Source organism: Streptomyces sp. NBC_00390 (assembly GCF_036057275.1).
In the GTDB taxonomy this organism is placed as follows: Bacteria; Actinomycetota; Actinomycetes; order Streptomycetales; family Streptomycetaceae; genus Streptomyces.
Genome location: NZ_CP107945.1, coordinates 1,236,340 through 1,260,334, shown reverse-complemented (window position 1 = coordinate 1,260,334; position 23,995 = coordinate 1,236,340). Strand labels below are relative to the sequence as shown.

Sequence of the window (23,995 nt, the reverse complement as noted above, 5' to 3'; positions counted from 1 at the left end):
GCCGGCTATCGCAGCCGCTCGACTGCGGCGACGGCCGCACTGCCGGCCTGCGCATCGATGACCGCGCCGACCAGGTGGGTGCGCGCCCGCGCGTCGTCGGCCTCGGGTGTCCGGCCCCACAGCTCGACGGTCCGGTACCCCACGTCACCGTGGCCACCGCCTCCGCTGTCGCGTACCCGCAGGCGCCGCGCGCCGATCCGGCCCTCGGCGGCTGCCGCGCGAGCGACGGCACGGAATGCGGCGAGGTCACCGGGGTGCAGGCAGGCAGCGAGCGTGTCGGCCCTTCCGTCCAAGGCAGGGGAGTCGAGACCGAAGATCGCGCAGAGTTCGCCGTCCGGGGTGAGGGCGCCGGTGGCAAGATCCCAGTCGAACAGGCCGACCCGCACGGCCGGTGCGGACGGAGCCGGGGCCTCGACCGGGATGGTCTGCGGGTCGCACTCGACGGGATCACCGGTACGGGCGCGCAGGGCGGCGAGGGCGGCACCGAGCCGGTTGGCGACGGCCCTCACCTGGCGGCGCCGCGCCTTCGACAACCCCTCGCCGCCAGGAGGAGCGGCCCACACGATCGCCAGCGCCCCGAAGGTCTCCCTGCCCGCGCCCACGGGCACCGAGCAGGAGCCGAAGGCATACGGCAGAGCCACCGCGAGCTGGGGATACCGGCGCATCGTCTCCTCGGCGTCGGCCAGGTGGATGGTGCGCCCGGAACTGTAGGACGCGGCGACCGGGATAGGGCTGCTCACCGGAATGAGGTGCCAGCCGCCCAGCAGGGACGGTGGCGTCCCGCAGGTCGCGGCGAGCACGATCGAGCTGCGGTCGCGGGAGCGGAGAAAGACGCTCCCGGCGTACGCGCCGGACCGCTGGACCGCCTTGACCACGGCCCCGGCCAGCAGGTCCTCGCGCTCCGCCGTCCCGCCGACGGTCACCCCGTCCATAGGTCCAGTGTGCGCGCGGTGAGCGCAGCGCACCCCGCCGCCCGAGCGGTACCGGGGACGACGGGCCCGGGGGCACGGATCGCCGTGGTGCCGCGGCGTCAGGTGCGGGGCTCCCAGCGGAATCTGCGGGCCGCGATCCAGGCGAACAGAGCCGTCCACACGATCGCCAGCGCGCACCGGACCAGCGCACCGCCCGCTGTCAGCTCACCGGTCCACCCCGAGCGCATCAGGTCGACCGTCGGGGACAGCGGCGCGAACAGCAGCGCGTCGCCGAGCGTCTCGGGCAGCACCTCGCGGGGGATGTAGATCCCGGAGATCATCGGCAGGATGAAGACGGCCGGGAGCGTGGCGACCAGCACGGACTCGACGGTCCGGCACAGCGCCGCCGTCGCGGCCGCCATTGCCGTCATCAGCACAACTCCGGTGAACAACCCGGCAATCGCCGCCAGTGGCTGCCGCGGCACCACACCGAACATCACCGACAGCACGGCCGCGATCGCCACGATCTGCACCACGGCGATCGTGATGTACATGGACGCACCGCCCGCGAGGATCACCGGGTCGGACACCTCTCCCGTACGCAGCCGCTTGAGCACCAGCTCCTCCCTGCGCGCCACGAACAGCCCGGTGACGGACGAGTAGAGGGAGAAGATCATCAGAATCCCGGCGGAGGTCGACACCATCAGCGGGCCCGGGTTCAGGCCGTGCTTGTCGAGCTCCATCTGATCCTGCACGAACCGCATCGACACCAGGAGCATCAACGGGACGAACAACACGAAGATGTAGTTCGCCTTGATCCGATGGAACAGCTTCCACTCGATACGGAACAGGGCCTTCATGTGCCGCATGGCCAGACCGTTCACTCCGCCGCCCCTTCCTGGCTCGCGATGCTGATGAAAGCCTCTTCGAGGGAGGCCGGCCGCGCGGTGAACCGGTCCAGCGTCACATCGTGGCCCTCGGCCCAGGCGAGGAGCCGGGTGGCGTCCTGTTGCAACTGCCCGGTCGTGATGGTCACTCGTCCGCCCCGCCGCTCCGCCCTGCCGCTGACGGGCAGATCGTGAACGGCCCATGTGTCCGGCAGACCGAACGACAGCGTCGACGAGTGACCGGCGACGATCTCCGAGACGGTGCCGGAGGCGGCGATCCGTCCGCGGTGCATGATCGCCAACTCGTCGGCGAGGGACTCGGCCTCTTCCAGGTAATGCGTGGTCAGCAGGATCGTCGTGCCCTGCGCCTGCAGGCTCCGGACGAGCCGCCAGGTGGCGTGGCGGCCCTCGGCGTCCATACCGGCCGTCGGTTCGTCGAGGAACAGCACGTCGGGACGCGACAGCGTGGCGACGGCCAGATCGAGTCGGCGCTTCTCGCCGCCGGAGAGGTTCTGCACCATCACGTCGGCGCGGTGGGGCAGCCCGGCGAGTTCGATGGCCTCGGCGACCGGGCGGGACCGGGAGGTGAGTTGGGTCCACATCTCCACGCTTTCCGCCACGGTCAGATGGGATATGAAGCCGCCCTCCTGCAGCATCGCGCCGGTACGGGGCCGGATGCGGCCCCGGTCGGCGACCGGATCGAGTCCGCCGAACAGACGGATGCGGCCGCGGTGCGGGGCGGCGAGGCCCTCGATGAGTTCGACCGTGGAGGTCTTGCCGGCGCCGTTGGTGCCGAGGAGGGCGAACAGCTGCCCGGGCCGGACGGTGAAGCTGACTCCGCGTACGGCGTCGAACGCGTTCTTTCCCCGCCCGTACCGGCGCCATACATCCTCGGCGTGGATATGACTGCTTTCCTCTTGGGTCATGCGTCCTTCCTTAAATGAATGGGCAGGGATGGATCAATCCTTTCACGCGCATCCAGCGAGAGGCGAGCCACGGAATTGTAGATTCCGTGAAAGTGGCCCGATACAAACGGAACCTCAAATTCCGCGAAAATAATGATGATGTGACGCCGATCACGCGGGCAATTACTTGATCAAGTGGATCGAGCCGTTCATATACTGACGACACGTTCACCGGCGGCAGGGACTGACCATCCTGCGCCCGGTGCCGCGGATGCCCCGATGCTTCGTCGCCCGCCCTCAAGGTGTGGCGGTCCCGGGCCGTTCGCGCAGTCCACGCGACTCAGTCAAGGGGGAAGTTCATGCTTCTGGACAAGGTGAATCAGGACGCCTCGCTCGAGGATTTCGTTGCCGAGCGCGGTCCCGAGGCGCGCATCGCGCCCATCATGGCCACTCCGGCCATCTTCACGCCGGCCACCGGCAAGGCCGCCGTGGTCGTCGGCGCCGCGGCCGTCGGGTACATGACCGCCAAGGTCAAGTAGGACCTCGCGGCGGCCGTGACGGCCGCCGCGATCCCGCCGGCGTACGCACGCCGATTCTTTGCCACCCGCGTACGCCCACGGTAAAGCCGAAGTAAATCAGCCATTTATCGGAAGCTCTGCCTGACGTGCGTCCAGAGTTTTCTGTTTCACGGAGATCATCGTCCGGCATTCAAATATCTGTGCCTGCCGTGATTCGGTCGAGAATATCGGCTGTCTCGACGATCGAAGTGGCATTTCTCTTTCCATCAGACTTCCCGCCGCCGGACATTGCGTGCGGTGGCGGGACGTTCCCTGCCCCGACGAACAACGGAGAGGAGGAAAACACATGCTGACGCAGAAGGTGAACGCCAACGTGTCCCTCAAGGGGGCGCTCGAGGCGGGCGCGCCCGCTCGCGGCACGGCTCCCGTCATGGCCACTCCGGCCATCTTCGCGACCCCCGTGATCGCCAAGGCCGCTGGTGCCGTGGTCGGTGCCGGTGCGGTTACCGGCGCTGCCTACGCGGCGTACAAGGTGGCCACCGGCTGAGCCCGGTGAGCCCCCGGTTCCGGGGACTCCGGTTCTGGCAGACAGCGCAAGTGTCTGCCAGAACCGGAGCACTTCCCATGTATCAGATTATTGGAGGATGCACCATGTCCGTGCTCGTTGAGAAGGTCAACGCAGGCGCCGGCCAGGCGGCCGACGGCTCGGTCGCTCCCGTGATGGCGACCCCCGCCGCGTTCGTGGCAGGCGTTGTGGCCGGCGGCAAGGTGTCCGCCGTCATCACCGCCGCCGCCGGCGTCGGCGCCGCGGTCAAGGCCGCCCAGAAGTAGCGGGCGTTGGCGGGAAGCCTCCGGCAATTCGGGGTTTCCCGCCTCTCCCTTTCACCGCACGTGCGACCTCGCCGCCCCGCGCCACCTCACGCCCCACGCCACCTCAACTGACATGCGACCAGGAACAGATCATGCTGTCACGTCTCCGCAGAGCCGCTGAGTCGGCGTGCGCGAAGCCGCTCACCACCGCCGAGCGGCTGTCCGCCGCCACACACCTGCTGTCCAGCCTCGAGTACATCGTGCGCAGGACGGACCGGGAACCGGGCGGCCTGAACGACTGGGCCCACACCAGGGCCCAGGTCCCCGCCAAGACGAAGACGATGCAGGCCGTCAAGGACTTCATCGCCCGCGAACCGGTCACGCAGGCCCTCCACGGCTCCCGTGCCCTGGCAGCGGCGGTACTCATCTCACCGGTGAAGAGCAACACGGTGCGGATGGCGGCCAACGCCTATCTGGCGGGCAGTCAGCTCCTCATCTATCCACGGCACTTGTTCGGCACCGACGGATCCGACCAGGTGTCGTTCCTGGTGCAGACAGCCGCCGCACTCGGCCGGGCCGGCGGCACCGACGCCACCCGCACCGCCGCCGTGCAGTTCATCGGCGCCCAGACCGTCCTGTCCTACGGGGCGTCCGGGTGGGCCAAACTCCCCGGTGACGCCTGGCGGTCCGGCGACGCCCTCGCGAAGATCATGCGTACCCAGACGTACGGAGACGAGTGGTTCTACAACCAGCTCGAGAAGTACCCGGCCGTCTCCCGCGCGGTCTGCCACACCGTTCTCGCCCTGGAGTGCGGATTCCCGCTGCTGCTTCTCAAGAAGGGCAAGTACATCGACGCCGGGCTGCTCGTCATGGGTGCCTTCCACGTGGCCAACGCCCGCTTCATGGGCCTGTCCCGCTTCGCATGGGCGTTCGCGTCCACCTATCCGTCCGTCAGGGCACTCGCCAAGGGGACGGGGGAGGCGGCATGAGCAGGCTGACGTTCCCGAAGCTGACCACAGCCGGTCTGGCCGCATGCCTGGCCGCCGGCCTTGCCCACCAGGGCTACGCCACACTCGCCTCCCAGTCCCGCCACGCGGGTTTCGAGCGGCGCCGCCTGCGCTGCGACAGCGGCAACCTCATCACTTACCACGTACGGCGTGGTGAGGCGGGCGGTCCGACACTGGTGTGCGACGCCGGCCTGATGAACTCGTCAGCGGCGTGGCTGCTGGTCGCCGACCACCTCGACCCGGCGATCTCGCTGGTGCTGTACGACCGGGCCGGATACCGGTCGTCGCTGCGGCGCTGCCCGGAGGACTACGCGCTCGGCGAGTCCGTGAACGACCTGACCGAAGTCATCGCCGTCGCCGTCGCCGCCGACGGCCCCTGCGTGCTGACCGGGCACTCCCTCGGCGGCTACCTCGCCCACCGCGCGGCCGCCGCCGCCCCCGACCGGGTCCACGGACTGGTCCTGGTCGACCCCACCCACCCGCGTGAGCTGCTGCACTCCCGCAGGCAGCGCGAAGGCTCCCGCGGCGTGAACCTGACGATGAAGCTCGGCCCGTGGTCGTCGGTGTTCGGTGCCGGGCTGCTCATCGACAAGAAGGGCCTGTTCTCCTTCGCGGAGAACAGCCCCCACCTGCGGGCACTGCGTCTGGAAGGCTCCGCCCCCTCCACATGGCGCGCCGGGCGGCGCGAGTGGGACTACTCGTACGCCTTCATGCTCGACGGCGGGCGGCCCCTCGACCGGCTGCGGATCCCCGTCTCGGTGGTGGCGGCCGATTCGACCATGCGGGACACCCCCGAACACCAGGACCTGTACGAGGAGTACATCGCGTCGGGCAGCGGGGGCCGGATCGTGACCATTCCCGGCTCCAGCCATCTGTCCATCACGGGCGGGGTCGAGCACGCCCCGCTCACCACCAGAGCGATCGAGGACGCGGTGGCGGCGGCCGCGGCGCAGTACGCCGGCGAAGACCGGCAGGAGCAGGGGGATGCGGCGTGAGCAGAACGTCCGCGGTGATGGAACGGGCGGTACCGGCGATCCTCGCCGGCTGGTTCGTGGCCTCGGTGCTGGGCCAGCACCCTGACCGCAGCTACGACAAGGTCCGCAGCGGCGACAAGACGGGCACGGGGATCCTCATCCCCAACTGGCGGTTCTTCGCGCCCAACCCGGCTGTGGAGGACCAGCACTTCCTCTACCGGCTCGCCAACGCGGACCGGACGGAGCACACCGAGTGGCGGGAGGTGTACGCCATCGCGCCCCGCAAGCTGATCCACGCCTTCTGGTTCCCCGGCCGCCGTGCCGAGAAGGCCATCTTCGACGTGGCCTCCACCCTGCTGAACAACCCGGGTGCGATGACCCCGCTGCACAAAGAGGCCAAGGAGTCCGCGTACCGCCTCGTCAACGAATTCGTCCGTCAGCGCCTCACTCCGGAGCCGGGCTTCCCGCTGTTCCAGGTGCTGCTGGTGCGCTACTCCGGCTACGACCACAGCGAAGACCCCAAGTACGACATGGTCTTCGACTACGAAGAGGTGAACCCGTGACTCAGGACGCGCAGGAGACGCACGACGTGCAGTACGGGACCGCGGTCGCGTCCGTGTACGACTCGCTGATCGCTCCCGCCATGCCCGCCGAGGCGGCCGTCGACCGGCTCCGCCCGCACGTCACCGGTGCCCGCGTCCTGGAGATCGGCGTCGGGACCGGCCGTGTCGCCCTCCCCGTCGCCGCCATCGCCGCCGAGGTGGTCGGCCTGGACAACTCCCGGCCGATGCTGGACGAGTTCCGCACCAAGGCCGTCCCCGGGAACGTATCGCTGGTGCGGGCCGACTTCCGGGAACCGCTGCCGGTCACCGGCCCGTTCGACGCGGCGTACTCCACCATGGGCTCGCTGGCGTGCGTGGCCGACCGCGAACAGCTGACGGCCGCCCTCTCCCACATACGCGACGTGCTGGCACCGGGCGCGACCCTGTCGCTGGAGTACTACGCCACCGGCACCTACCGGCCGCTCGTGGCGCAGCACACGGTGACGCTGCCCACCCCGCACCACGGCGGCACCACCACCTTCACCATCACCCTCGACGACGGCGATGTCCTCACCATGGGCACCCGCATCGACGAGGACGGCAGACCGCCGGTGGAGTTCAGCGAACGCGTCCTTCTCATCGAGCGCGAGGAGGTCGAAGCCTGCCTGAACCGGGCCGGCTTCACCGTCGAGCACGTGTACGCGGCCGAGAGCCCGCAGCCGTACGACTGGTACATCGCGCGCGCCACCAAGTAGGCAGGGAAGGGAGGGGTCCGGCAATGCTGACAGCAAGCCGTCTGACGTGGTTCGCCATCGCCGTCGCCTTCGCCGTACCGAGCACGCTGGTGATGTTCCGCGACAACGGCGTGGTCACTCGGGACGCGTGGATCAAGAGCTTCGTTTTCGCCGCGGCCGTCGTCGCGGTCGTCGCGGTCGTCTTCGGTAAGGGCAGCCAGTGAACATATCCGTGATCGTCCGCCGCCACCGGCTGCTGCTCGGCGCCGGCACCCTCCTCGGTCTGTTGGGCACCGCCGCCACCCTCGTGCAACCGCTTCTCATCGGCGATCTGATCGAGGCCGTCGCCACGGACCGGCCGGTGCTGTGGCCGATCGTGTTCATCGCCGCCCTGTTCGCCGCCGACGCGCTGCTGGCCGCGACCCACTTCTATCTGATCGGCCGCGCCGGGGAGAACATCGTCCTCGACATGCGCACCACGCTCACCGGCCGTCTCCTGCACGCGCAGATACGGGCGTTCGGCAAGCTGGAGCACGGCGACGTGTTCACCCGTACCGTCGCCGACACCTCGATCGCGAGGATCGCCCTGTCCTCGTCCGTGGCCCAGATGATCACTTCTGGGTTCACGGCCGTCGGCTGCATCGCCGTCATGGCGTGGATCGACTGGCAGATGCTGCTGGCCACGGCCGGCTGCCTCGGCGCCGCCTCGGCGATCGCCCTGGGGCTGGCCCGCGCGGTCCGCAAGGCGGCGGTGGCGAACCGGGAGGACACCAGCGCCTACGGCTCCGGACTCCTGCGGGTGCTGGGAGCGCTGACCACCGTGAAGGCGTCCCGGGCCGAGCAGCGCGAGGAGGAGCGCCTCCACACTCTCGCCGACGCCGCCCGCGGCAGCGGGCTCCGTGTCACCCGGCTGTCGGCGATGCTGATGCCCGCCATGAACGTCGGTACGCAGGTGTCCCTGGCCGTAGTGATCGCGTGGGGCATGGCGCGCACCGCCACCGGGGCCCTGCCGGTGGAGGACCTGACGGCGTTCATCATGTACCTCTTCTATCTGGTGTCGCCGCTGGTGATGCTGTTCATGTCGCTCGGGGAGTTCCAGCAGGGCCGGGCCGCCATCGACAGGGTGCAGGACCTGGCCGCCATCGAGCAGGAGGAGACCGGCGACGCGACCGGCTCCGGCACGGTCGCGGGGGCACCGGCGGTCGAGTTCGAGGCGGTCACCTTCGGCTACGGCGACAGCGCGGGCCCCGCCGTGAACAACGTGTCGTTCTCCCTGCCCGCCACGGGAGTGACCGCGATCGTCGGCCCGTCCGGCGCCGGCAAGACCACCCTGTTCCAGCTCGTCGAGCGCTTCTTCACTCCCGACCGGGGCACGATCCGCCTGGCCGGAACCGACACCGCGAGCATGCCGCTCAGCGAACTGCGCGCCCGGATCGGTCTCGTCGAGCAGGACTCCCCGCTGATGCGCGGCACAGTGCGGGAGAACCTCACGTACGCCCGACCGGACGCCACTGCCGAGGAGATTGCGGAGGCGGTGGAGGCGGCTCACCTGACCAAGGTCATCGACGCCCTGCCGGACGGGCTGGACACCGAGCTCGGAGAAGGCGGCACCGGCCTGTCCGGCGGGCAGCGGCAGCGCCTCGCCATCGCCCGCGCCCTGCTGACCCGGCCCGATGTGCTGCTCCTCGACGAGGCCACCTCGAATCTCGACTCCGACTCCGAGACGGCCCTGCGCGACGCCCTCACCACCATCGGTGCCCGCTGCCAGGTCCTCACGATCGCACACCGCCTCTCCACCACCATCGGCGCCGACCGCATCCTCGTCGTCGAGGACGGGCGCCTGCGCGCCATCGGCACGCACGCCGAGCTGATGGACGGCGACAGCACCTACCGGCGGCTCGCCGGCCGGCAGCTCACCCCCTCCGGGGCCGCCTCATGAGCCTCACGACGGACGCCGCGATCGTCGGCACCGGGCCCAACGGGCTCGCCGCCGCGGTGACCCTTGCCCGGGCCGGACTGAGCGTGTCCCTGTTCGAGGCTGCCGACACCATCGGCGGCGGCCTGCGCACCGAGCCGCTCTTCGACCAGGACGTGGTGCACGACATCTGCTCGGCCGTGCACCCGATGGCCGCGGCCTCCGCGTTCTTCCGCCGGTTCGACCTGCCCGCGCGCGGGGTGCGGCTGCTGCAGCCCGACATGCCGTACGCCCACCCCCTGCCCGGCGGGCAGGCCGCGGCCGCATGGCGCAGCATCACCCGCACCGCCGACCACTTGGGCGCCGACGGCCCGCGCTGGACACGGCTCATGGGCCCCCTGGCCACCCGGTCCCAGGCCGTGGTCGACCTGGTCCTGTCCAGCCAGCGCACCCTGCCGTCGGACCTTCTGACGCCCCTGCTGCTCGCCCCCCGCGTGCTGGCCCACGCCACCACGCGCAGCCCCTTCACCGCCGAGCCGGCGCGGGCGCTGCTGGCGGGAGTGGCCGCGCACTCCGTCGGCAAGCTTCCGTCGGTGGCATCGGCGGCGGTCGCGATGCTCCTGGCGCACACCGCGCACAGCACCGGCTGGCCTCTCCCCCAGGGCGGCAGCGCCCGCATCGCCGACGCCATGGCGGCCGACATCACCGCGCACGGCGGCGTCTTCCACACCGGACACCGCGTCAGGGACCTGTCCGAACTCGGCGACTTCCCGCTGGTCCTGCTGGACGTCAGCCCCAGGGAACTCCTGGCCATCGCCGGTGACCGGCTGCCCTCCGGCTACCGTCGCGCCCTGCGCCGCTTCCGCTACGGCCCCGGCGCGGCGAAGGCCGACTTCCTCGTCTCCGGCCCCATCCCGTGGGCCAACCCGCTCGTGCGTCAGGCCGGCACGGTCCACCTCGGCGGCACCCGGGCCGACATCTTCCGCCAGGAAACCGCCACCGCCGCAGGCAGCGCGGTCCCCGACCCGTTCGTCCTGGTCGTCGACCCGGCCGTCACCGATCCGTCCCGGGTCGCGGGGGGCAGACGGCCGGTATGGGCCTACGCCCACGTCCCCAACGGCGACACCCGCGACCCGGTCGACCTGATCCGCCGGCGCATCGAGGAGTACGCACCGGGCTTCACCGACACGGTCATCACCTCCCGTGGCCTCTCGGCCGCCCAGTACGCGGAGTACAACCCCAACTACGTGGGTGGGGACATCGCCGCGGGAGCGATGACCCTGCGCCAGTCACTGGCGCGCCCGACGGCACGCCGGGACCCGTACACCACGCCGCTGCCCGGGGTGTACCTGTGCTCGGCGTCCACCCCTCCCGGGCCTTCGGTGCACGGCATGTGCGGCCATCTCGCCGCCCTGTCCGCGCTCCGTCGCCACCACGGCATCCGGACACCGCCCGACCTGTCCCCACAGAAGAAGGAGTTGATCTGATGCATGCTCGCGTCCCGGTCTCCGCAGCGGCCGCCGTCGGTGCCCTGCTCACCCTCGGCACCCCGGCCACCGCCGCGGACGGCACCCAGCCGTCGCGGACCGTCGCGTGGTCGGCCGGACACCAGAGCGCCACCGCTGCCGGAGAGCGGTGGATCGAGCAGCCCCGCTACCTGGTGATCAGCGGAAAGCTGTCCAACACCGGTACAGGCTGCTACGCGGTGTGGACCCGGTTCTACAACGACTTCGTCCCTGGTCCGCTCCGGAAACAGGCCGAGGTGTGCGGCCCTGGCACCGTCGACGTCACGGCGCGGCAGGCCTACCAGCTCACCACCACCGGCCAGCTCACGGTGTGCAAGGGCACCGAAGACACCAAGGACTGCGGTCCCTGGCAGAACATCACCTCGTGGCCCGTCAACCGGGACTGACCACGCCCACCGGAAGGAGAAGCACTATGAACGGCATCGACAAGAACGACCTGGACGAGGTCATCGCCAAGACCTTCAACGAGGTCAAGACCGCCGTGAACACGCACAGCGAGAAGAGCATCCAGATGTACAGCCATGCTCTGCGGGCGCTGGTGGAGCTGCGGCAGCAGATCCTGACCGAGGAGCGCGTCAGCAGCTAGCCACCGCGAAGCGTCGGTTCTCAGGGCCTGATCGTGGCCTTGAGGACCGACGCTGTCGTATGGGGAGGCTGCCTCTGCCCGGTCGTCGCACCGCCGGCGGCGGCTGATGATGGGAGTACGGCCGAGCATTCGGAGTTGATCATGACGGGCTGGCTGATCAGGGACTACTCCCCGGAGGATCTCGAGGCGGTGGTCCGCGTCGACACGGAGAGCGGCACGACCGGAGAACCTCCCCTGTTCCAGCTCTCGGACGCCGTGGCGGCCCTCCAAGTCCCTCATCCGGCCGTGGTGGCCATGGCGGACGAAGTGGTGGTCGGGGCCGCAGTGAGCAGAGTGGAAGGCGACAGGGCGTGGATCCTGCGCATCTGCATGGCGCCCGCCTGGCGGCGCATGGGGCTCGGCAGTGCCCTGATCACGGCCCTTGAGGACCGCCTCTTCGCCGGTGGCGTCCGTGCGGTGCACGCGGTCCTGCCCGAGGGCGAGACCGGTGCCGCCACACTGCGCAACTGCGATTTCGGCGCCCGCTCGGGCCTGGTCTTCTTCGAGAAGCGTGGACCGGTCACTCCCCAGTCCGTCAGCAGGCTGTCCTCGCTCGGAGCGGAGCTGCCACCCGGGGGCTGTGGCAGAAAGTCGCGGGTATGGAACGGGAGAAACAGCTCATCGAGCGCCGCCTGGTGCTGCCGCTGGCCCATCCCGAACTGGCCGCCCAGCATGGAGTGGAGCTGCCGCGCGCGGTGATGCTGTTCGGTCCGCCCGGCACGGGCAAGAGCACCTTCGCCCACGCGATCGCCAGCCGCCTGGGATGGCCGTTCCTCGAACTGTTCCCCGCACGTCTCGCCGCCGAGTACGGGCTGGCGACCGGACTGAGCCGACGCTTCGACGAGATCGCACAGCTCGAACACGTTCTGGTCTTCATCGACGAGGTCGAGGAGGTCGCCGGCGAACGCAGCGGCGCCGATGCGACCGCGATCGGTGTGGTCAACGAGCTGCTCAAGGCGATCGTCCGGTTCCGGAGCCGGGACGGCCGCTTGCTCGTCTGCGCCACCAACAATGTGACCACGCGGGACCCGGCCTTCCTGCGGCACGGTCGCTTCGACTACGTGCTGCCCATCGGCCCTCCCGATCAGAGCGCCCGCACGGCGCTGTGGGAGAGCTACCTGGCACGGGCGGGCGCGGAGGCCGACAGTGCGACGCTCGCGTCCGCCAGCGAGGGGTTCACCCCCGCAGACATCGCCCATGTCGCGCGTACCGTCTCCCAGGCCCAGTTCGAGCGCACCTTCGACACCGGAAGCCGGACCCGGCCCACCACGGACGACTACCTGGACACGATCCGCGGCACGCAACCCACGGTCAGCAGCGACATGGCCAAGGAGTTCGCCGACCAGAGCGGCAGGTTCGCCCGCATCTAGGGACCGAGCTCATCCAGTTCCAGGGGCCGTTTTCATCCAGCCTCGGGGCATCGGCCAGGCCGGGGCGCGCGTGGGCGGTAACGGGGTGTCAGGCCGGGGGACGTGCCGTGTCGGTGCTGGTTTCGATGAGGATCTGTTGGGCCTGGGTGATGTTGTCGGCCCGTACGGCTCTCGCCATCGCGGCGCGTGCCACGTCCGGCGTCGTGTGCGGCGGGACGACCAGCAGCGAGAAGTGGTCCTGATCGCCTCGGGTGATGAGCACGGTGTCGTCACCGACCGGGAAGGAGTCGATGTGCACGACCCGGTCGTCGACGACCAGGCGTATCGGGAGTGCCTCCCAGGCACTGGCGTCCAGACCGACGCGCGTGACGGGGCCGAGATGCTTGGTCAGCGCGGCGATCAGGGTGGGAAGCTCGGCGCCGATGTCGCGGGAGCGGGGCCACCATGCGCCGTCGAGGATTCCCTCACGGGCATGTGTCGTCTCCAGCCTCAGCAGCGCCGTCCCGGGCCTCACGGCCTCATGGATCGCGTCCGGCAGAAGCCTGGGGGCACGAGGGGTGTCGGAGTCCGCCATGGTGTGTTCGCCCATCTCCGAGGCGCAGGTCCGCCGCAATGGTCGACCTCGTCGTTTCACGGTACTCCGCGTGCCGGCACGCGGAGGCCGCACCAGCGGTCCGTACCCGGAAAGTGGCTGGTCACACCCACATCCCGGCACCCCACAGCGGAGAAGCCAACCGCCTCCTCGGCGTCACCGGGGCGAAGCTGCGGGACGACCTCCACGTGCCATGCGTGATCGTTCGGCGGACCGTGAACCTCCCGCGGCCCATGGGCGTCCTACACATCGGAGTTCCATCTCGGGAAGGACCCAGATGCAGCAGGGTGGGGCATCCTCGCACTCCCCGCTGCCCAGCATCGCCGGCTTCCCGCGGGAGAAGTCCCTGCGGGCCTTCGACTTCGACGCCAACCCCAACATCGACGCAGCCACCATCCACACCCTGGCCAGCTGTGAATGGATCAAGAAGAGCCAGCCGCTCTGCCTGATCGGCGACTCCGGAACAGGCAAGTCTCACATGCTCATCGCCCTGGGCACCGAGGCCGCGATGAAGGGCTATCGCGTCCGCTACACGCTCGCCACGAAACTGGTGAACGAACTGGTCGAGGCCGCCGACGAGAAGCAACTCAACAAGACCATCGCCCGCTACGGTCGCGTCGATCTTCTCTGCATCGACGAGCTCGGCTACATGGAACTTGATCGCCACGGCGCCGAACTCCTCTTCCAGGTCCTGACCGAACGCGAGGAGAAGAACAGCGTCGCCATCGCCTCCAACGAGTCCTTCGGCGGCTGGACCAAGACCTTCGGCGGCTGGACCAAGACCTTCACCGACCCCCGCCTCTGTGCGGCCATCGTCGACCGGCTCACCTTCAACGGCACCATCATCGAGACCGGCACCGACTCCTACCGCGTCGCCAGCACCCGCGCACGAGCCGAGGAGCCCGCCAAGGCCGGCTGACCTCGGCCGCTACCTCCCTCGGCTGCTGGCCGCCCCGCGTTTGCGGTGTCCTTTGAAGAGGTCTCAAGAATCGAGCACGGCGGCGACGGCCTCGATCTCGACGAGTTGGTCCTTGTAACCGAGCACGGTGACGCCCATCAAGGTGCTGGGGACGTCATGGTCAGCGAACGAGTCCCGGACTACCTGCCAGGCGGCCACCAGGTCCTCCCGCCGGGCCGATGCGACGAGAACCCGGGTACTGATGACGTCCTGCAATGACGCACCTGAGGCAGAGAGAGCAGCCTGCATGTTCTCGATGGCTTTCGCTGCCTGGCCTGCGTAATCCCCGATCGCCGCCGTGGAGCCGTCATCGTTCAGCGGACACGCCCCAGCGAGGAAGATCAGGCGTGAATCGGCAGGCGCCGTGGCCGCGTAGGCGTACTCGGCGACGTCGGACAGAACGGCGGAGCGGATCAAAGTGATGGCACGAGCCACGGTCATCGGGTCCTTTCCCATCGGATGTTGAGCGCGGACATCCTGCCAACGGCCAGGTGGCTCCCGCCTTGTCGACGGTCACGTATTCCCCAGCCGCGCGGCTTCGTCCCCAGTCTGTCGGCGACGCCGCACGACGTACTCCAGTAGTGGTTCGCCGTGTCGGTGTCCTAGCCTTCGGCGGCGAAGTCGGCGAGGGTATCGGCGATCACTTGCGAAGGTTCGCGCACCGCGTCAGGGTTCCGCTTCCGGTAGTACGGGATCGAGATCAGCTGCAGAGAAAGGGCCCAGCCTCGTCCGCGAGCCCAGGTGTCATCATCGACACCCAGCTCGTCGCGGAACACCCGCCGTGACTCGCCGGTGAACACGTACCACGCGGCCAGCAGGTCGCCGGCCGGGTCGGCGGCCCGCAACGTGGCGAAGTCAATGACCGCGGACAGCCTGCCCTCGGCCACGAGCAGGTTCCCCGGCAGCAGGTCGCCGTGGATCCACACCGGAGCGCCGCCCCAGGGTGGTGCGGCCGCCAATGACGCTTCCCACGCCGCGAGCACCAGCCCGGTGTCGTATTCGTCCCGGAGCTCGTCCAGCGCCTCCCGGAAAAGGGCATCGCGTGGCGCCAGCGGAGTGCCGCGGCTGAACGGATCGTCCGCCGGCGCCGGCGCCCCGGTCGCGTCAACCATCTGCAGGCTGCCGATGAATCCGGCAAGATCCGCCGCCGCTTGAGCGGAATCACTTAGAAGATTAAGCTGGAACGCCTCGCCGCCCAGCCACCGGTACACCCCCCAGCTGAACGGGTAGCCCTCGCCGGGAGTCCCGATTGCCACCGGCTCGGGAACGGCCAGTGGCAACTGAGGGGCCAGGAGCGGCAACCAGGTTGCGTCCTGTTCCACCTGGCCTGTCGCCCACGGGGTGCGCGGCAGGCGCGCGGCCAGATCGGTGCCGAGCCGGAACGTCACATTGTCCGTGCCCGATGATGCGACGGCTCGGATCGGCCGGTCCGCCCACTGAGGGAACTGTGCGGAGATCAGACGCGCCACCAGGGATGCGTCGATGTCCACCTCGTCGTCGTGCAGCTTGACGATCTCGGTCACGACGGGCGAGCCTGCCACTTGGTCACCCGAGGCTCAACCACATTTCTCCCGCATGTGGCACCGAAGGCAAGCTGGTCCTATCCCCGCGACGGTTCAAACGCGTCATCGTCCCCAGGCTCACGGCGACGCACCACCGCCATCCCCATAGCCAAGATCGCGATCATGTGGCTGGGGAATTACGTGGCCGTCGACACGCCTTCCCCTTTTCTCGCCGCCCCAGGGGCACCGCCGTCATTTCTGCTCGACATTCTCGAACCGGATGATCACCTACTGACTCCGGAACCCATCAAGAAACGCTGTTCCTAGAGATCAACGTAGCCAAGTTCAGCGACCTCACCGAGCCGGGCGCCTCGACCTGGCATGCCCTGGTCCAGCCGGAGCTGGTTCAGGGCCATCTCGAAGAACCTGCGCTCCGGCCTCCCACGCGGCTGAGCGATCTGTGGCGAACCCTGCATCTGCTCGCACTGCGCCTTCCGCCAGAAGACGCAGAAGGACTGAGGACACGCTGGCGTTCGATTGCCCTTGGCACCCTCGGCTACGTGGACGGTGACGGCCTTGTCCCGGGGCTCCCCGGAATCGTCGAAGCGCTGCGGCTACGGAACCCGGAATCCACCATGGCGCAGGCTGCGCTCCACGGTCACGTCCAGGCGCTGCTGGCGCGCGGCGGGGTCACGGGCATCGAGATTCCCGGCAGGCTCCGGTACATCCTCGCCCTGGTCCAGGAATACGCGTACGAGAACCAGCTCCTGGCCCGGTACGACCGCCACCTCGCCGTGGCACTCGACTCCCTTTCGACAAGCCCGGTGCCGCTCAGCTACAGCAATGTCATGGACAGCTACCCGCGACGAGTCGACGCCCGGCTGACCGAGCTGGCCCGGTCCTTAGGGCGGGATGCCGCCCAGGTCGGCCCGGCCCTCGTCAAGGCAGACGAAGTGCTGGCTGCTCTGGTGCCCGGCCCGCTGCCCCGGCGCGACAGCTGGTGGTACTACAGGCGTCGCGCCGCGCTCTCCAGAAGAAGCTGAGCTCCTACCTCGTCTCGTCCGGGGTCGAGGTCCAGGCCCATGGAGCGCTGTCCGCCGGCAAGCAGTCCGGCCGCGCGCAGCAGGGTGGCGGCGGACTGGGCCAGTGCCTGGGGGACCGGTTCGACGCGCAGCCGGGACAGCGTCCACTTCAGCGCGGAGTCATTGTTCCTGGGGTGGATCACCTCGACGAGCACCGCGGCGGAGGTGACCACCGGAAGGTCGGCGTCGCGGGCGGCGGTGAGCCACTCGTGGACCTCGCGGTCGGCCGAGTGCTGAGTGGGACCGGCCGTGCCCGGTACGGCAGCAGGGCCCGGACCGCGCGTCGCGGTCCGGGCCCTGCCCCGTGCGGTGCCGCCCTGCTGCGGCGGTGCGTCAGCTCTGTGCGGTGTCGTCGCTTGCCTGTCCGGCGTCCTCAGCAGCGCGTACCTTCTCGCGCATCTTGCGCACCAGCTCCGCCTTCTGGTCGGCGGCACCGTGTCGGTCAAGGTTGCGGTGCGGACCGTTGTTCTGCCGCTCGGCGCGGGACAGCTTCTTGCGCTGGCCGCCGCCCTGGCCCACGGGGTTGTTGATGTTCTTGCTGTCGGTCACGGGTTCTCCCGGTGGTGATGTGAAGTGATCTGCGGATTCATCGGTGGGGACGGGCGGCGACGTCGAAGGACGTCAGCGGGGCCCGTCACGCTCTCACTCGTAAATCGGCGTCTGGAAGAACATGACAATTACGTTACCCGGTTCCATCGGCCCCGCGTGCCAAGCTCTTCGCCGCCCCGGCGTCGGCCGGGCCTTCGGCGAGCGCCCGGGGGTCGGCTCCTTCCGGGAATCTCGGCAACGCCCGCACCTGCCGGTGGTCGCCGCTCGTTTGGGGCAGGTCCAGATGGGCGTTACCGGGCCGCGGCGGGCGTTGCCAGTGGTCGCGAGCACACTGACGGCATTGAGAGAGCATCTCACTTGCGCCCCGCCGTTACGGGAGAACCTTTTAGGGCTCTTCCGGCCGCCCATCCTCTTGATCCCGCACTAGTGGAGACGTGCCCTACCCAGGAGCCTCCTCAAGGGGAGGAGGCTTACCATCGCCAATCTGGCTCGAGGCTGAGTTCATTGCGGTTGGTTGCCTCCTGTGCGAGGCCGTTGCCCCTTGGTCAGCAGGGCGTGCGCTTCCTGCCGGAGTTCCTTGGGGAGCCAAGCCGTCAGGCTGTGGGCCCGTTCGCCAGCGATGATGTCACCGGCGGTGGGCTCGTGGGCGAACAGCAGGCGATACAGGGCAGCCGCCGGTTCAATGGGTGGCAGTCCGTGTTGTGCGCCGTTGATGGAGGCTCTTGCCGGGATGGCGATGCCTTCGGCGTCCAGGTCGCCGTAGTAGACGATGCGGTGGATGCCGGGAAGCTCGGCGATATTTTCTACGGATGCTTCGAAGGCTCTTCCGGAGCCGAAGGCGATGTATCCGATGCGGCCGGGAGCGGGCTTGAGTAGCTCGCGGAGGGTGGCGTAGGTGTCGCTGTTTTCCACTACGAGCATGGTGTCGCCGTTGCCGAGCCTGTGGTGGGCCAGCGGGGGCGGTTCGCGGTAGGTGGCGAGCTGTTCGAGGCTCAGTCTGCCGGGGGCGAATAGGGCTCCGGTGATCAGCGTGTCGAGGCGCTTTTCGTGGCGGAAGATCTCATAGGAGCGCTCGCGCAGGGGGAGGGGAGCGCGTCGGGCTGGGTGGCTGTGGGTGTCTCGGAACCAGCGGTTGCAGGCGAGGAGGTCCTGGGTCTGGGAGGCGGTCAGCCTGCTGCCGTAGGCCCAGTTGAGCTCTGGTCGCCATGACACCTGCTGCCGTGGGGTGGAGGATTTCGCTGGTGGGGCGGTGGGGATCCGGACCTGTTCGGGAAGGGCTGGGCGGCCGGCGTCCCATTTGGTGCGGGATGTGGGGAGGTCAATGATGCCGTGTTCGGCGATTTCGTACAGCAGCGTGGCGAGGGTGCTGCGTGCGTTTTCGCCGTTGGCGGCGCCCGGCAGAGCGTCGTTGAATGCCTCGATGAGGGTGGCCCGGCTGACCGTGACGCGGTCGGTGCGGGCCTGGAGCGCGGCGCTGAGGTGTGCTGCTGCTGGGGAGAGGAGAATCTGGGGCTGCTCTGTGGGTGTGGTCATTGAGTGTCGCCCTGCTTCCTGTATAGCCGGGCGGTGGTGAGAACGCCGGCAGGTTCGGGGGCGTCCTGGTCGGGGGTGATGCGAGGGGAGGGGATGAGGGCGTTGCGCACCTGTTCTTCGAGCCGGATGAGGGAGAGGCCGCTCCGGGCCTCGGCGTCGTTCCGGAGCTGGATGCGCATGGGGAAGCGTGAGGTGACGTCCTCGTCGCTCAGTCCGGTGGTGTAGATCAGCTGGATGCCCAGTGCGGCGGCCATCTGCATCTGGATGTCGACGAGGTAGCCGGCGTTGGCCCGGCCACATCTGGCGATCCGCCGGACGGTCGGCGGCCGGACGTACAGTGTCGGGGGCGTCGCTCCCGGGGCGCGGGCGGCGGACGCAGGGCATCCCGCAGGTCGAAGGTGGGGCATGGACAGCAGCGAGTACGACGAGTACGAGGCCATTGTCAGAGTCCGGAAGGGCGCGCGTTTCGCGCGGTCGAGGAAGACCGCGGGCGCTCATCGCGGCATGACACGTGACCCCGACACCAATCAGGTGGGTCAAGCCGAGATCTTCTTGAAGAAGGAGAACGAGCCGGATCCGGTGGCGGCGTACTCGCAGGGCTGGCTCGACTCTGACCGGCACGAGTCGGAGGCCCGAGCGCAGGAGCGTCGAGAGAACGCGGAGTTCCTCGCCGAGGTGCTCGTCCAGATCGGCCTCAGATTGGCGGAGAAGGCCGCGCCGCACGTCAGGAAGTGGTGGTACGAACAAGCGCTTCCGGCAGTGAAGGCGAAGTGGAACGACCAGGCGCTCCCATCCGTGAAAGCGAAGTGGAGCAGCGTGGCACGAAGTCGCACGAGTGACCGCCGGGCTGAGGCCGCCGAGGACCTGCAGGAAGTTGTCACCGTTTCAGGCGATCAGCGGACGACGATGAGCGGCGCGGAGGCGCGGAAGCGGTTCGCTGCGGCTGTGATGGCCAGGATATACAGCGATGGGCAGCTACGGCTGGTGCGCAACGCCCGGGTCGTGGACGAGGGGGAGGACGGTCCGGTGGAGCTGGGGGCGACGGACGATCTCACGCCTCAGCGCATCGGGGAATACGTCGCGTTGATGCTCGAGGCGAACCCTTCGCTGCTCGGCGAGGACACCCTGGCCGAACTCGGGAAGCTCGTCGCGAAAATTCGAGCCGACGGCGGCTACGTTCCCATCCCGAGAGCGGAAGGTGTGCTGCCGCACGACGACAGGAACGACTGACGAGGGGGCAAGGGGGCGACCGCGGTGGGCTGAGCCCCGGTCGGAGAGCCAGGTCGTCGAACTCGTCGAAGATCCAACCGTCCTAAGGGCAGTCCGCGACCTCAACGCCAGCGCTGGGCAGTCGAAGGACGGCGCACCCGCGACTGCAGCACCTCCCGCTGGGCCTCGGTGACCGATAGCAGCGGGATCTTCGGCCCAGGACGACCCACACCCAACTGGCGCCGAATCTCCGACTCAGGTCACTAGTACCAGCTGCTCAACTATGCCCATGCCAGAGCAACGAGCCTTGCCCCCAAGGCACCGTTCTACCCGGGTGCCGACGACCCGCGCGATCTTCTACCGTGTGCCGGGGCGGCTGAGCAGGGGGAGCGGCGATGAGCATGTACTTCGACATCGGTGACGAGACGCTTTGGTACCCGTCGAACGGTGTCGGCCGCCTCTTCCTACGGCAGGTCGAGGGCTTCGAGGCGGAGCTCAAGCCTCCCTCGGGAATCGGCCAGGGCAAGCATTGGGGCGACCCGGACACACTCGAGGTCGATCCGGCCGTGTACGCGGAGTTCGCACGCGGCCTGGTCGCCTGGCACTGCCGGACGGGCACTCCGTGATCCTCGCGCTCTCTGAGGGGTTCGTGGCGACGGCGGTCGCGCTCGCGCGGCGCGCGGGAATCGAGGTGGAGATGCCCGAACCGGGGTCCGGCCATGTGTGTGGTGGCGTCGAGCGCGACGTGCAAGTTCCCGGCAATCTTCGGACCGCGTCAGCCGTCGTCGTCAACGCGCTGGACACGCGGGCGCGGGAGATGGACCGCTGGATGGCCCGCTGAGCCGGTGCGCCCAAGACTGCCCCTTGCCGACCCAACACCCTGGACCAGCTTGCTGCTTCTGCCTCTTGCCCGCCCCAACGGAGACGTTCTCTAATACTCCAGCTGTAGATCGCGATCTTGCTGGTGGAAATGACTAAGCGCGTGCGCCAATAGGTCATCGGATACGGCGTTTCGTGGGCGGGTGTCCCAGCGGCAGAGGGTCCAGGCGCGTCGCTCGCGCCTGCCAGCGTCGACGAAGCCACACCCGGGAACCTCACTCTTCGGCGATCCATTGGGCGAGGGAGATCAGGGTGGCTTCGACGCTGTTCGTCATGTAGTCGCGGAGTGTGTCGAGGTCGGCGCGGGTGGTGCCCAGGACCGGGTCGAGGCGGAGGAGTTGCCAGGACTGCTCTACGACGGTTCCGCGTCCCTGGGGGTGGAAGGTCCAGCTCCACTGCACGATGCCGTCTTCGGCGCCGCCGACCACGAAGGTGAAGGCGTTGCCGGGGTCGGCTCGTACGACCTGGGAGCGGGTGGTCCATTCCCTGCCGTCCTTCCGATTGCGGCCGCTGAACCAGGCGCCGACCCGAGGGCCGGCGCCCTGGTCGAACGTGACGTCGGTCGCGTTGGGGCTCCAGCGGCCGATTGCGGACACGTCACTGACCAGGTCATAGACCCGGGCGGGTGCGGCATCGACCCATGCGCGTCTGGTGAAGGCGAAGGCTGATGCGTCCAGAGCCTCGAAGAGGTCATGTTCGCTGGTGGTGGCGCTCAAGGCGTCCTCCTGGGTGCGTGCGGGGTGGTGCCGGGTCGGCTCCGCCCACGTCATCACCAGTCCTGCCGGGGAGCCAGACCCGCTGGTGCCTATCCACAGCTGGGGCAGGCTGTGCGTTTCGAGTCGGCTCATACTCGGATCCATGACCGGAAAATCGCAGCTCGGGGACTTCCTGCAGGCGCGGCGCTCCCAGCTGCGTCCTGAGGATGTCGGGGTGCCCACCTACGGGGAGCGTCGGCGTGTGCCGGGTCTTCGGCGCGAAGAGTTGGCGCTGCTGGCGGGTGTGAGCGCCTCTTACTACACCCGGCTGGAGCAGGGGCAGTCGCTGAGCGCGTCGTCCGAGGTGCTGGACGGGATCGCCGGGGCTCTGCGGCTGGACGACTCCGAGCGGAGGTACCTGCACGACCTGGCCCGGGCGGACAGGCATCGCACTCGGGGCCGGCGACCTGCACCGGAGCGTGTGACGGACGCGACGGCTCAGTTGCTGGACGTGCTGGCGGACGTTCCCGCAATCGTGCTCGGACTGCGCAGTGACGTGCTGGCGTGGAATCGCCTGGGTCACGCGCTGTTCGCCGGGCACCTGGCCCCTGGTGCCCCGGACTTGTCGGGGCAGCGTCCCAACATGGCCAGACTGGCGTTCCTCGACCGTCATACCCGCGAGCTGTACGCGGACTGGCCGAGCAAGGCCAGGGCGGTGGTGGGGAACCTGCGCCTGGTGGCGGCCCAGCATCCGCAGGACACCGCGTTGCACGCGCTGCTGGGTGAACTGAGCGCCAAGAGCCATGAGTTCGCCTCGATGTGGGCCGACCACCGGGTCAAGGCGTGCACCGTCGCCACCTATGAGATGCGGCACCCGCTGGTCGGCCCACTGACAGTCGTTCAGCAGACCCTGAGCCACGGGCCGGGTCCCAACATGGTGGTCGCGACCACGGAGGTCGGCTCCACCTCGCGGGCCGCGTTGGCCCTCCTCGCCCAGGCCATCACCCAGCCCAGCACCCAGGACACCATCCCGGCCGGCCCGGCGCCGACGCGGCCCCAGGCCGACACCGCCTGACCTCACCCAACGTCACCGGGCGCTCGGCCGACACCTGCGAGCACCTGTCCCACCCGGGCACGGCCGACGACCGGCCGCCGCCGGGAGCAGCCCCAGGGCCACATGGCCCCCGAGCAGAGCCCACCTACCCAACCCGTGCGTCGGCATGTTGCTGCCGCATGCCCGAAAACCAGTGAAGGAACCATGCTCAAGAAGCTCTCCATGTCCGCTGTATCAGCGGCCGTCCTTGTCGCGGCCGCTGCCGCAGCGCCCACTCCGGCGTCAGCGTCGGCCGAGTCCGCCCCGCTGCGCGGCGCGCGGATCGCCGCGCACTTCGACCTGACCAAGGGGCAGACGCCGGAGAACCTCGCCCTGGCACCGGGCGGCGCCGCGTACGTCACCTTCGCCAAGGCCCGCCAGGTCGCCAAGGTCTCCCCCAATGGCACGACCCGGATCCTCGCCACCCTGCCCAAGCCCGCCGACGGCGGTATCCACACCCCGGTCCTGGGCTTCCCGCTGGCCGTCGGAATCGTCCGTGCCCACGACGGCACCCTGTACTTCCTGTACGCCACCGGTACCGCCGACCTCACCGGCGTGTGGCGGCTTCGTCCCGGTGGCGAGCCGCGGCGGATCGCCGCACTGCCCGCGGACGGCCTGCCCAACGGCCTGGCGCTCGACCCGCGCACCCGCACCCTCTACGTCACAGACTCTGTGCTCGGCACCATCTGGCGGGTCCCCACCGGCGGCACCCCCACCGCCTGGTCCACCGCCCCCGAACTGGCCTCCACCGGCTTCCTCGGCGCCAACGGCCTGAAGATTCACAACGGTGCGGTCTGGGCCACCAACCTCGACAAGGGCACCGTACTGCGCATCCCCGTCCTCCCGGACGGTCGCGCCGGCCGTGTCCGGACCGAGGCCACCGGCCTCCCGGGGATCGACGACTTCGCCTTCACCGACCAGGGAAACCAACTGCTGGCCGCCCTCAACGGCCCCGGCCAGGTCGCGCTCGTCCAGCCCGACGGCAGCCACTCCATCGTGCTGACCCAGGCCGACGGTCTGCGGAACCCCACGTCCATCGCCCTGCGCGGAAAATCCGTCTACGTGACGAGCGCCGCCTATATCACCGCCCAGGACCCCAACCTGCTCCGCGCCCACCTGAACCGCTGAGCGTCGCGGGCACCGACCCGGCGAGGACTTGCACCGGCTCGTCCCGGACGA

Annotated in this window: 28 protein-coding genes and 3 pseudogenes; 20 read left to right on the top strand and 11 right to left on the bottom strand. The window is 69.2% G+C overall.

Annotated elements, in window-relative coordinates; translation table 11 throughout:
- Positions 1–5: 5 nt before the first annotated feature.
- From OHS70_RS05360 to OHS70_RS05350, 3 genes are all read right to left on the bottom strand, one after another.
- Positions 6–932 (bottom strand): hypothetical protein, encoded by a 927-nt coding sequence (locus OHS70_RS05360; protein WP_328394189.1) that lies wholly within the window; start codon positions 930–932, stop codon positions 6–8.
- A 98-nt stretch (positions 933–1,030) separates the two neighbouring features.
- Positions 1,031–1,780 (bottom strand): ABC transporter permease, encoded by a 750-nt coding sequence (locus OHS70_RS05355; RefSeq protein ID WP_328394187.1) that lies wholly within the window; start codon positions 1,778–1,780, stop codon positions 1,031–1,033.
- 11 nt (positions 1,781–1,791) lie between these two features.
- The gene (locus OHS70_RS05350; protein ID WP_328394185.1) at positions 1,792–2,724 is read right to left on the bottom strand and encodes an ABC transporter ATP-binding protein; all 933 of its coding nucleotides are present in this window, start codon (positions 2,722–2,724) and stop codon (positions 1,792–1,794) included.
- Positions 2,725–3,062: 338 nt separating this feature from the next.
- Here OHS70_RS05350 and OHS70_RS05345 point away from each other — a divergent pair, with 338 nt between their 5' ends.
- The 14 genes from OHS70_RS05345 (at position 3,063) to OHS70_RS05280 (ending at position 12,724) form a co-directional block, all read left to right on the top strand.
- Positions 3,063–3,242, top strand: coding sequence for a hypothetical protein (locus tag OHS70_RS05345; RefSeq protein ID WP_328394183.1), 180 nt, complete (start codon positions 3,063–3,065; stop codon positions 3,240–3,242).
- 325 nt (positions 3,243–3,567) lie between these two features.
- Complete coding sequence (locus OHS70_RS05340) at positions 3,568–3,768, top strand: hypothetical protein (protein ID WP_328394181.1); 201 nt, start codon at positions 3,568–3,570, stop codon at positions 3,766–3,768.
- Positions 3,769–3,872: 104 nt separating this feature from the next.
- Positions 3,873–4,052 (top strand): hypothetical protein, encoded by a 180-nt coding sequence (locus OHS70_RS05335; RefSeq protein ID WP_073756738.1) that lies wholly within the window; start codon positions 3,873–3,875, stop codon positions 4,050–4,052.
- Positions 4,053–4,183: 131 nt separating this feature from the next.
- Positions 4,184–5,020, top strand: coding sequence for a hypothetical protein (locus tag OHS70_RS05330; RefSeq protein WP_328394177.1), 837 nt, complete (start codon positions 4,184–4,186; stop codon positions 5,018–5,020).
- Complete coding sequence (locus OHS70_RS05325; protein WP_328394175.1) at positions 5,017–6,033, top strand: alpha/beta hydrolase; 1,017 nt, start codon at positions 5,017–5,019, stop codon at positions 6,031–6,033. The genes OHS70_RS05330 and OHS70_RS05325 overlap by 4 nt, the downstream gene beginning before the upstream one ends.
- Positions 6,030–6,575, top strand: a complete 546-nt coding sequence (locus OHS70_RS05320) for a hypothetical protein (protein ID WP_328394173.1) — start codon at positions 6,030–6,032, stop codon at positions 6,573–6,575. Before OHS70_RS05325 ends, OHS70_RS05320 begins: the two co-directional genes overlap by 4 nt.
- Complete coding sequence (locus OHS70_RS05315) at positions 6,572–7,309, top strand: class I SAM-dependent methyltransferase (protein ID WP_328394171.1); 738 nt, start codon at positions 6,572–6,574, stop codon at positions 7,307–7,309. The genes OHS70_RS05320 and OHS70_RS05315 overlap by 4 nt, the downstream gene beginning before the upstream one ends.
- A gap of 23 nt (positions 7,310–7,332) precedes the next feature.
- Positions 7,333–7,512 carry a hypothetical protein gene (locus OHS70_RS05310; RefSeq protein ID WP_328394169.1) on the top strand — a complete coding sequence of 60 codons (180 nt, stop codon included), beginning with the start codon at positions 7,333–7,335 and terminating at the stop codon, positions 7,510–7,512.
- Complete coding sequence (locus OHS70_RS05305; RefSeq protein ID WP_328394167.1) at positions 7,509–9,227, top strand: ABC transporter ATP-binding protein; 1,719 nt, start codon at positions 7,509–7,511, stop codon at positions 9,225–9,227. Before OHS70_RS05310 ends, OHS70_RS05305 begins: the two co-directional genes overlap by 4 nt.
- Positions 9,224–10,690 (top strand): phytoene desaturase family protein, encoded by a 1,467-nt coding sequence (locus OHS70_RS05300; RefSeq protein ID WP_328394165.1) that lies wholly within the window; start codon positions 9,224–9,226, stop codon positions 10,688–10,690. Before OHS70_RS05305 ends, OHS70_RS05300 begins: the two co-directional genes overlap by 4 nt.
- Positions 10,690–11,115, top strand: coding sequence for a hypothetical protein (locus tag OHS70_RS05295; protein ID WP_328394163.1), 426 nt, complete (start codon positions 10,690–10,692; stop codon positions 11,113–11,115). Before OHS70_RS05300 ends, OHS70_RS05295 begins: the two co-directional genes overlap by 1 nt.
- Before the next feature lie 26 nt (positions 11,116–11,141).
- Positions 11,142–11,315 carry a hypothetical protein gene (locus OHS70_RS05290; RefSeq protein WP_328394161.1) on the top strand — a complete coding sequence of 58 codons (174 nt, stop codon included), beginning with the start codon at positions 11,142–11,144 and terminating at the stop codon, positions 11,313–11,315.
- Between the two features lie 141 nt (positions 11,316–11,456).
- A complete protein-coding gene (locus tag OHS70_RS05285) occupies positions 11,457–12,053 on the top strand; it encodes a GNAT family N-acetyltransferase (protein ID WP_328394159.1) in 597 nt (198 codons plus the stop codon).
- The gene (locus OHS70_RS05280; RefSeq protein ID WP_328394157.1) at positions 11,954–12,724 is read left to right on the top strand and encodes an ATP-binding protein; all 771 of its coding nucleotides are present in this window, start codon (positions 11,954–11,956) and stop codon (positions 12,722–12,724) included. Before OHS70_RS05285 ends, OHS70_RS05280 begins: the two co-directional genes overlap by 100 nt.
- An 88-nt stretch (positions 12,725–12,812) precedes the next feature.
- Here the strand turns inward: OHS70_RS05280 and OHS70_RS05275 are convergent, their stop codons facing one another.
- Complete coding sequence (locus OHS70_RS05275) at positions 12,813–13,298, bottom strand: DUF5994 family protein (protein WP_328405425.1); 486 nt, start codon at positions 13,296–13,298, stop codon at positions 12,813–12,815.
- 334 nt (positions 13,299–13,632) lie between these two features.
- On the opposite strand from OHS70_RS05275, the pseudogene istB reads away from it, so the two are divergent.
- A pseudogene (istB, locus tag OHS70_RS05270) lies at positions 13,633–14,235 on the top strand (IS21-like element helper ATPase IstB); the annotation flags it as partial.
- A gap of 63 nt (positions 14,236–14,298) precedes the next feature.
- Here the strand turns inward: istB and OHS70_RS05265 are convergent.
- Positions 14,299–14,709 carry a RidA family protein gene (locus tag OHS70_RS05265; RefSeq protein WP_328394155.1) on the bottom strand — a complete coding sequence of 137 codons (411 nt, stop codon included), beginning with the start codon at positions 14,707–14,709 and terminating at the stop codon, positions 14,299–14,301.
- Between the two features lie 167 nt (positions 14,710–14,876).
- A complete protein-coding gene (locus OHS70_RS05260) occupies positions 14,877–15,797 on the bottom strand; it encodes an aminoglycoside phosphotransferase family protein (protein ID WP_328394153.1) in 921 nt (306 codons plus the stop codon).
- A gap of 539 nt (positions 15,798–16,336) precedes the next feature.
- Here OHS70_RS05260 and OHS70_RS05255 point away from each other — a divergent pair.
- A complete protein-coding gene (locus OHS70_RS05255) occupies positions 16,337–16,819 on the top strand; it encodes a hypothetical protein (RefSeq protein ID WP_328394151.1) in 483 nt (160 codons plus the stop codon).
- 62 nt (positions 16,820–16,881) lie between these two features.
- On the opposite strand, the pseudogene OHS70_RS05250 reads toward OHS70_RS05255, so the two are convergent.
- From OHS70_RS05250 to OHS70_RS05235, 4 genes and pseudogenes are all read right to left on the bottom strand, one after another.
- Positions 16,882–17,082 (bottom strand): annotated as a pseudogene (locus tag OHS70_RS05250) (DNA-binding protein); the annotation flags it as partial.
- Between the two features lie 109 nt (positions 17,083–17,191).
- A complete protein-coding gene (locus tag OHS70_RS05245; protein ID WP_328394149.1) occupies positions 17,192–17,407 on the bottom strand; it encodes a DUF6243 family protein in 216 nt (71 codons plus the stop codon).
- Between the two features lie 501 nt (positions 17,408–17,908).
- Complete coding sequence (locus tag OHS70_RS05240) at positions 17,909–18,940, bottom strand: Wadjet anti-phage system protein JetD domain-containing protein (RefSeq protein WP_328394147.1); 1,032 nt, start codon at positions 18,938–18,940, stop codon at positions 17,909–17,911.
- Positions 18,937–19,347, bottom strand: a complete 411-nt coding sequence (locus OHS70_RS05235; RefSeq protein WP_328394145.1) for a hypothetical protein — start codon at positions 19,345–19,347, stop codon at positions 18,937–18,939. The genes OHS70_RS05240 and OHS70_RS05235 overlap by 4 nt, the downstream gene beginning before the upstream one ends.
- Between OHS70_RS05235 and OHS70_RS05230 the strand changes: the two genes are divergently transcribed.
- Positions 19,346–20,170, top strand: coding sequence for a hypothetical protein (locus OHS70_RS05230; protein WP_328394143.1), 825 nt, complete (start codon positions 19,346–19,348; stop codon positions 20,168–20,170). The two genes, OHS70_RS05235 and OHS70_RS05230, sit on opposite strands and share 2 nt — an antisense overlap.
- A 374-nt stretch (positions 20,171–20,544) precedes the next feature.
- A pseudogene (locus tag OHS70_RS39005) lies at positions 20,545–20,990 on the top strand (DUF6086 family protein).
- A 253-nt stretch (positions 20,991–21,243) separates the two neighbouring features.
- On the opposite strand, the gene OHS70_RS05215 reads toward OHS70_RS39005, so the two are convergent.
- Entirely contained in the window at positions 21,244–21,876 is a 633-nt protein-coding gene (locus OHS70_RS05215; protein ID WP_328394137.1) for an SRPBCC family protein, read from the bottom strand.
- A 10-nt stretch (positions 21,877–21,886) separates the two neighbouring features.
- On the opposite strand from OHS70_RS05215, the gene OHS70_RS05210 reads away from it, so the two are divergent.
- Both OHS70_RS05210 and OHS70_RS05205 read left to right on the top strand, forming a co-directional pair.
- A complete protein-coding gene (locus OHS70_RS05210) occupies positions 21,887–22,798 on the top strand; it encodes a helix-turn-helix domain-containing protein (protein ID WP_328394135.1) in 912 nt (303 codons plus the stop codon).
- 183 nt (positions 22,799–22,981) lie between these two features.
- Positions 22,982–23,944 (top strand): SMP-30/gluconolactonase/LRE family protein, encoded by a 963-nt coding sequence (locus tag OHS70_RS05205; protein WP_443062565.1) that lies wholly within the window; start codon positions 22,982–22,984, stop codon positions 23,942–23,944.
- Positions 23,945–23,995 lie beyond the last annotated feature (51 nt).

What these genes read in the sequence shown, in the direction of transcription:
- OHS70_RS05290 (WP_328394161.1), top strand. Translation starts at nt 11,142, where the DNA reads ATGAACGGCATCGACAAGAACGACCTGGACGAGGTCATCGCCAAGACC.
- OHS70_RS05285 (WP_328394159.1), top strand. Translation starts at nt 11,457, where the DNA reads ATGACGGGCTGGCTGATCAGGGACTACTCCCCGGAGGATCTCGAGGCG.
- OHS70_RS05360 (WP_328394189.1), bottom strand. Translation starts at nt 932, where the DNA reads ATGGACGGGGTGACCGTCGGCGGGACGGCGGAGCGCGAGGACCTGCTG.
- OHS70_RS05210 (WP_328394135.1), top strand. Translation starts at nt 21,887, where the DNA reads ATGACCGGAAAATCGCAGCTCGGGGACTTCCTGCAGGCGCGGCGCTCC.
- OHS70_RS05275 (WP_328405425.1), bottom strand. Translation starts at nt 13,298, where the DNA reads ATGGCGGACTCCGACACCCCTCGTGCCCCCAGGCTTCTGCCGGACGCG.
- OHS70_RS05345 (WP_328394183.1), top strand. Translation starts at nt 3,063, where the DNA reads ATGCTTCTGGACAAGGTGAATCAGGACGCCTCGCTCGAGGATTTCGTT.
- OHS70_RS05335 (WP_073756738.1), top strand. Translation starts at nt 3,873, where the DNA reads ATGTCCGTGCTCGTTGAGAAGGTCAACGCAGGCGCCGGCCAGGCGGCC.
- OHS70_RS05215 (WP_328394137.1), bottom strand. Translation starts at nt 21,876, where the DNA reads ATGAGCCGACTCGAAACGCACAGCCTGCCCCAGCTGTGGATAGGCACC.
- OHS70_RS05280 (WP_328394157.1), top strand. Translation starts at nt 11,954, where the DNA reads ATGGAACGGGAGAAACAGCTCATCGAGCGCCGCCTGGTGCTGCCGCTG.
- OHS70_RS05325 (WP_328394175.1), top strand. Translation starts at nt 5,017, where the DNA reads ATGAGCAGGCTGACGTTCCCGAAGCTGACCACAGCCGGTCTGGCCGCA.
- OHS70_RS05350 (WP_328394185.1), bottom strand. Translation starts at nt 2,724, where the DNA reads ATGACCCAAGAGGAAAGCAGTCATATCCACGCCGAGGATGTATGGCGC.
- OHS70_RS05330 (WP_328394177.1), top strand. Translation starts at nt 4,184, where the DNA reads ATGCTGTCACGTCTCCGCAGAGCCGCTGAGTCGGCGTGCGCGAAGCCG.
- OHS70_RS05295 (WP_328394163.1), top strand. Translation starts at nt 10,690, where the DNA reads ATGCATGCTCGCGTCCCGGTCTCCGCAGCGGCCGCCGTCGGTGCCCTG.
- OHS70_RS05310 (WP_328394169.1), top strand. Translation starts at nt 7,333, where the DNA reads ATGCTGACAGCAAGCCGTCTGACGTGGTTCGCCATCGCCGTCGCCTTC.
- OHS70_RS05235 (WP_328394145.1), bottom strand. Translation starts at nt 19,347, where the DNA reads ATGCCCCACCTTCGACCTGCGGGATGCCCTGCGTCCGCCGCCCGCGCC.
- OHS70_RS05240 (WP_328394147.1), bottom strand. Translation starts at nt 18,940, where the DNA reads ATGACCACACCCACAGAGCAGCCCCAGATTCTCCTCTCCCCAGCAGCA.
- OHS70_RS05205 (WP_443062565.1), top strand. Translation starts at nt 22,982, where the DNA reads ATGCTCAAGAAGCTCTCCATGTCCGCTGTATCAGCGGCCGTCCTTGTC.
- OHS70_RS05355 (WP_328394187.1), bottom strand. Translation starts at nt 1,780, where the DNA reads ATGCGGCACATGAAGGCCCTGTTCCGTATCGAGTGGAAGCTGTTCCAT.
- OHS70_RS05230 (WP_328394143.1), top strand. Translation starts at nt 19,346, where the DNA reads ATGGACAGCAGCGAGTACGACGAGTACGAGGCCATTGTCAGAGTCCGG.
- OHS70_RS05300 (WP_328394165.1), top strand. Translation starts at nt 9,224, where the DNA reads ATGAGCCTCACGACGGACGCCGCGATCGTCGGCACCGGGCCCAACGGG.
- OHS70_RS05340 (WP_328394181.1), top strand. Translation starts at nt 3,568, where the DNA reads ATGCTGACGCAGAAGGTGAACGCCAACGTGTCCCTCAAGGGGGCGCTC.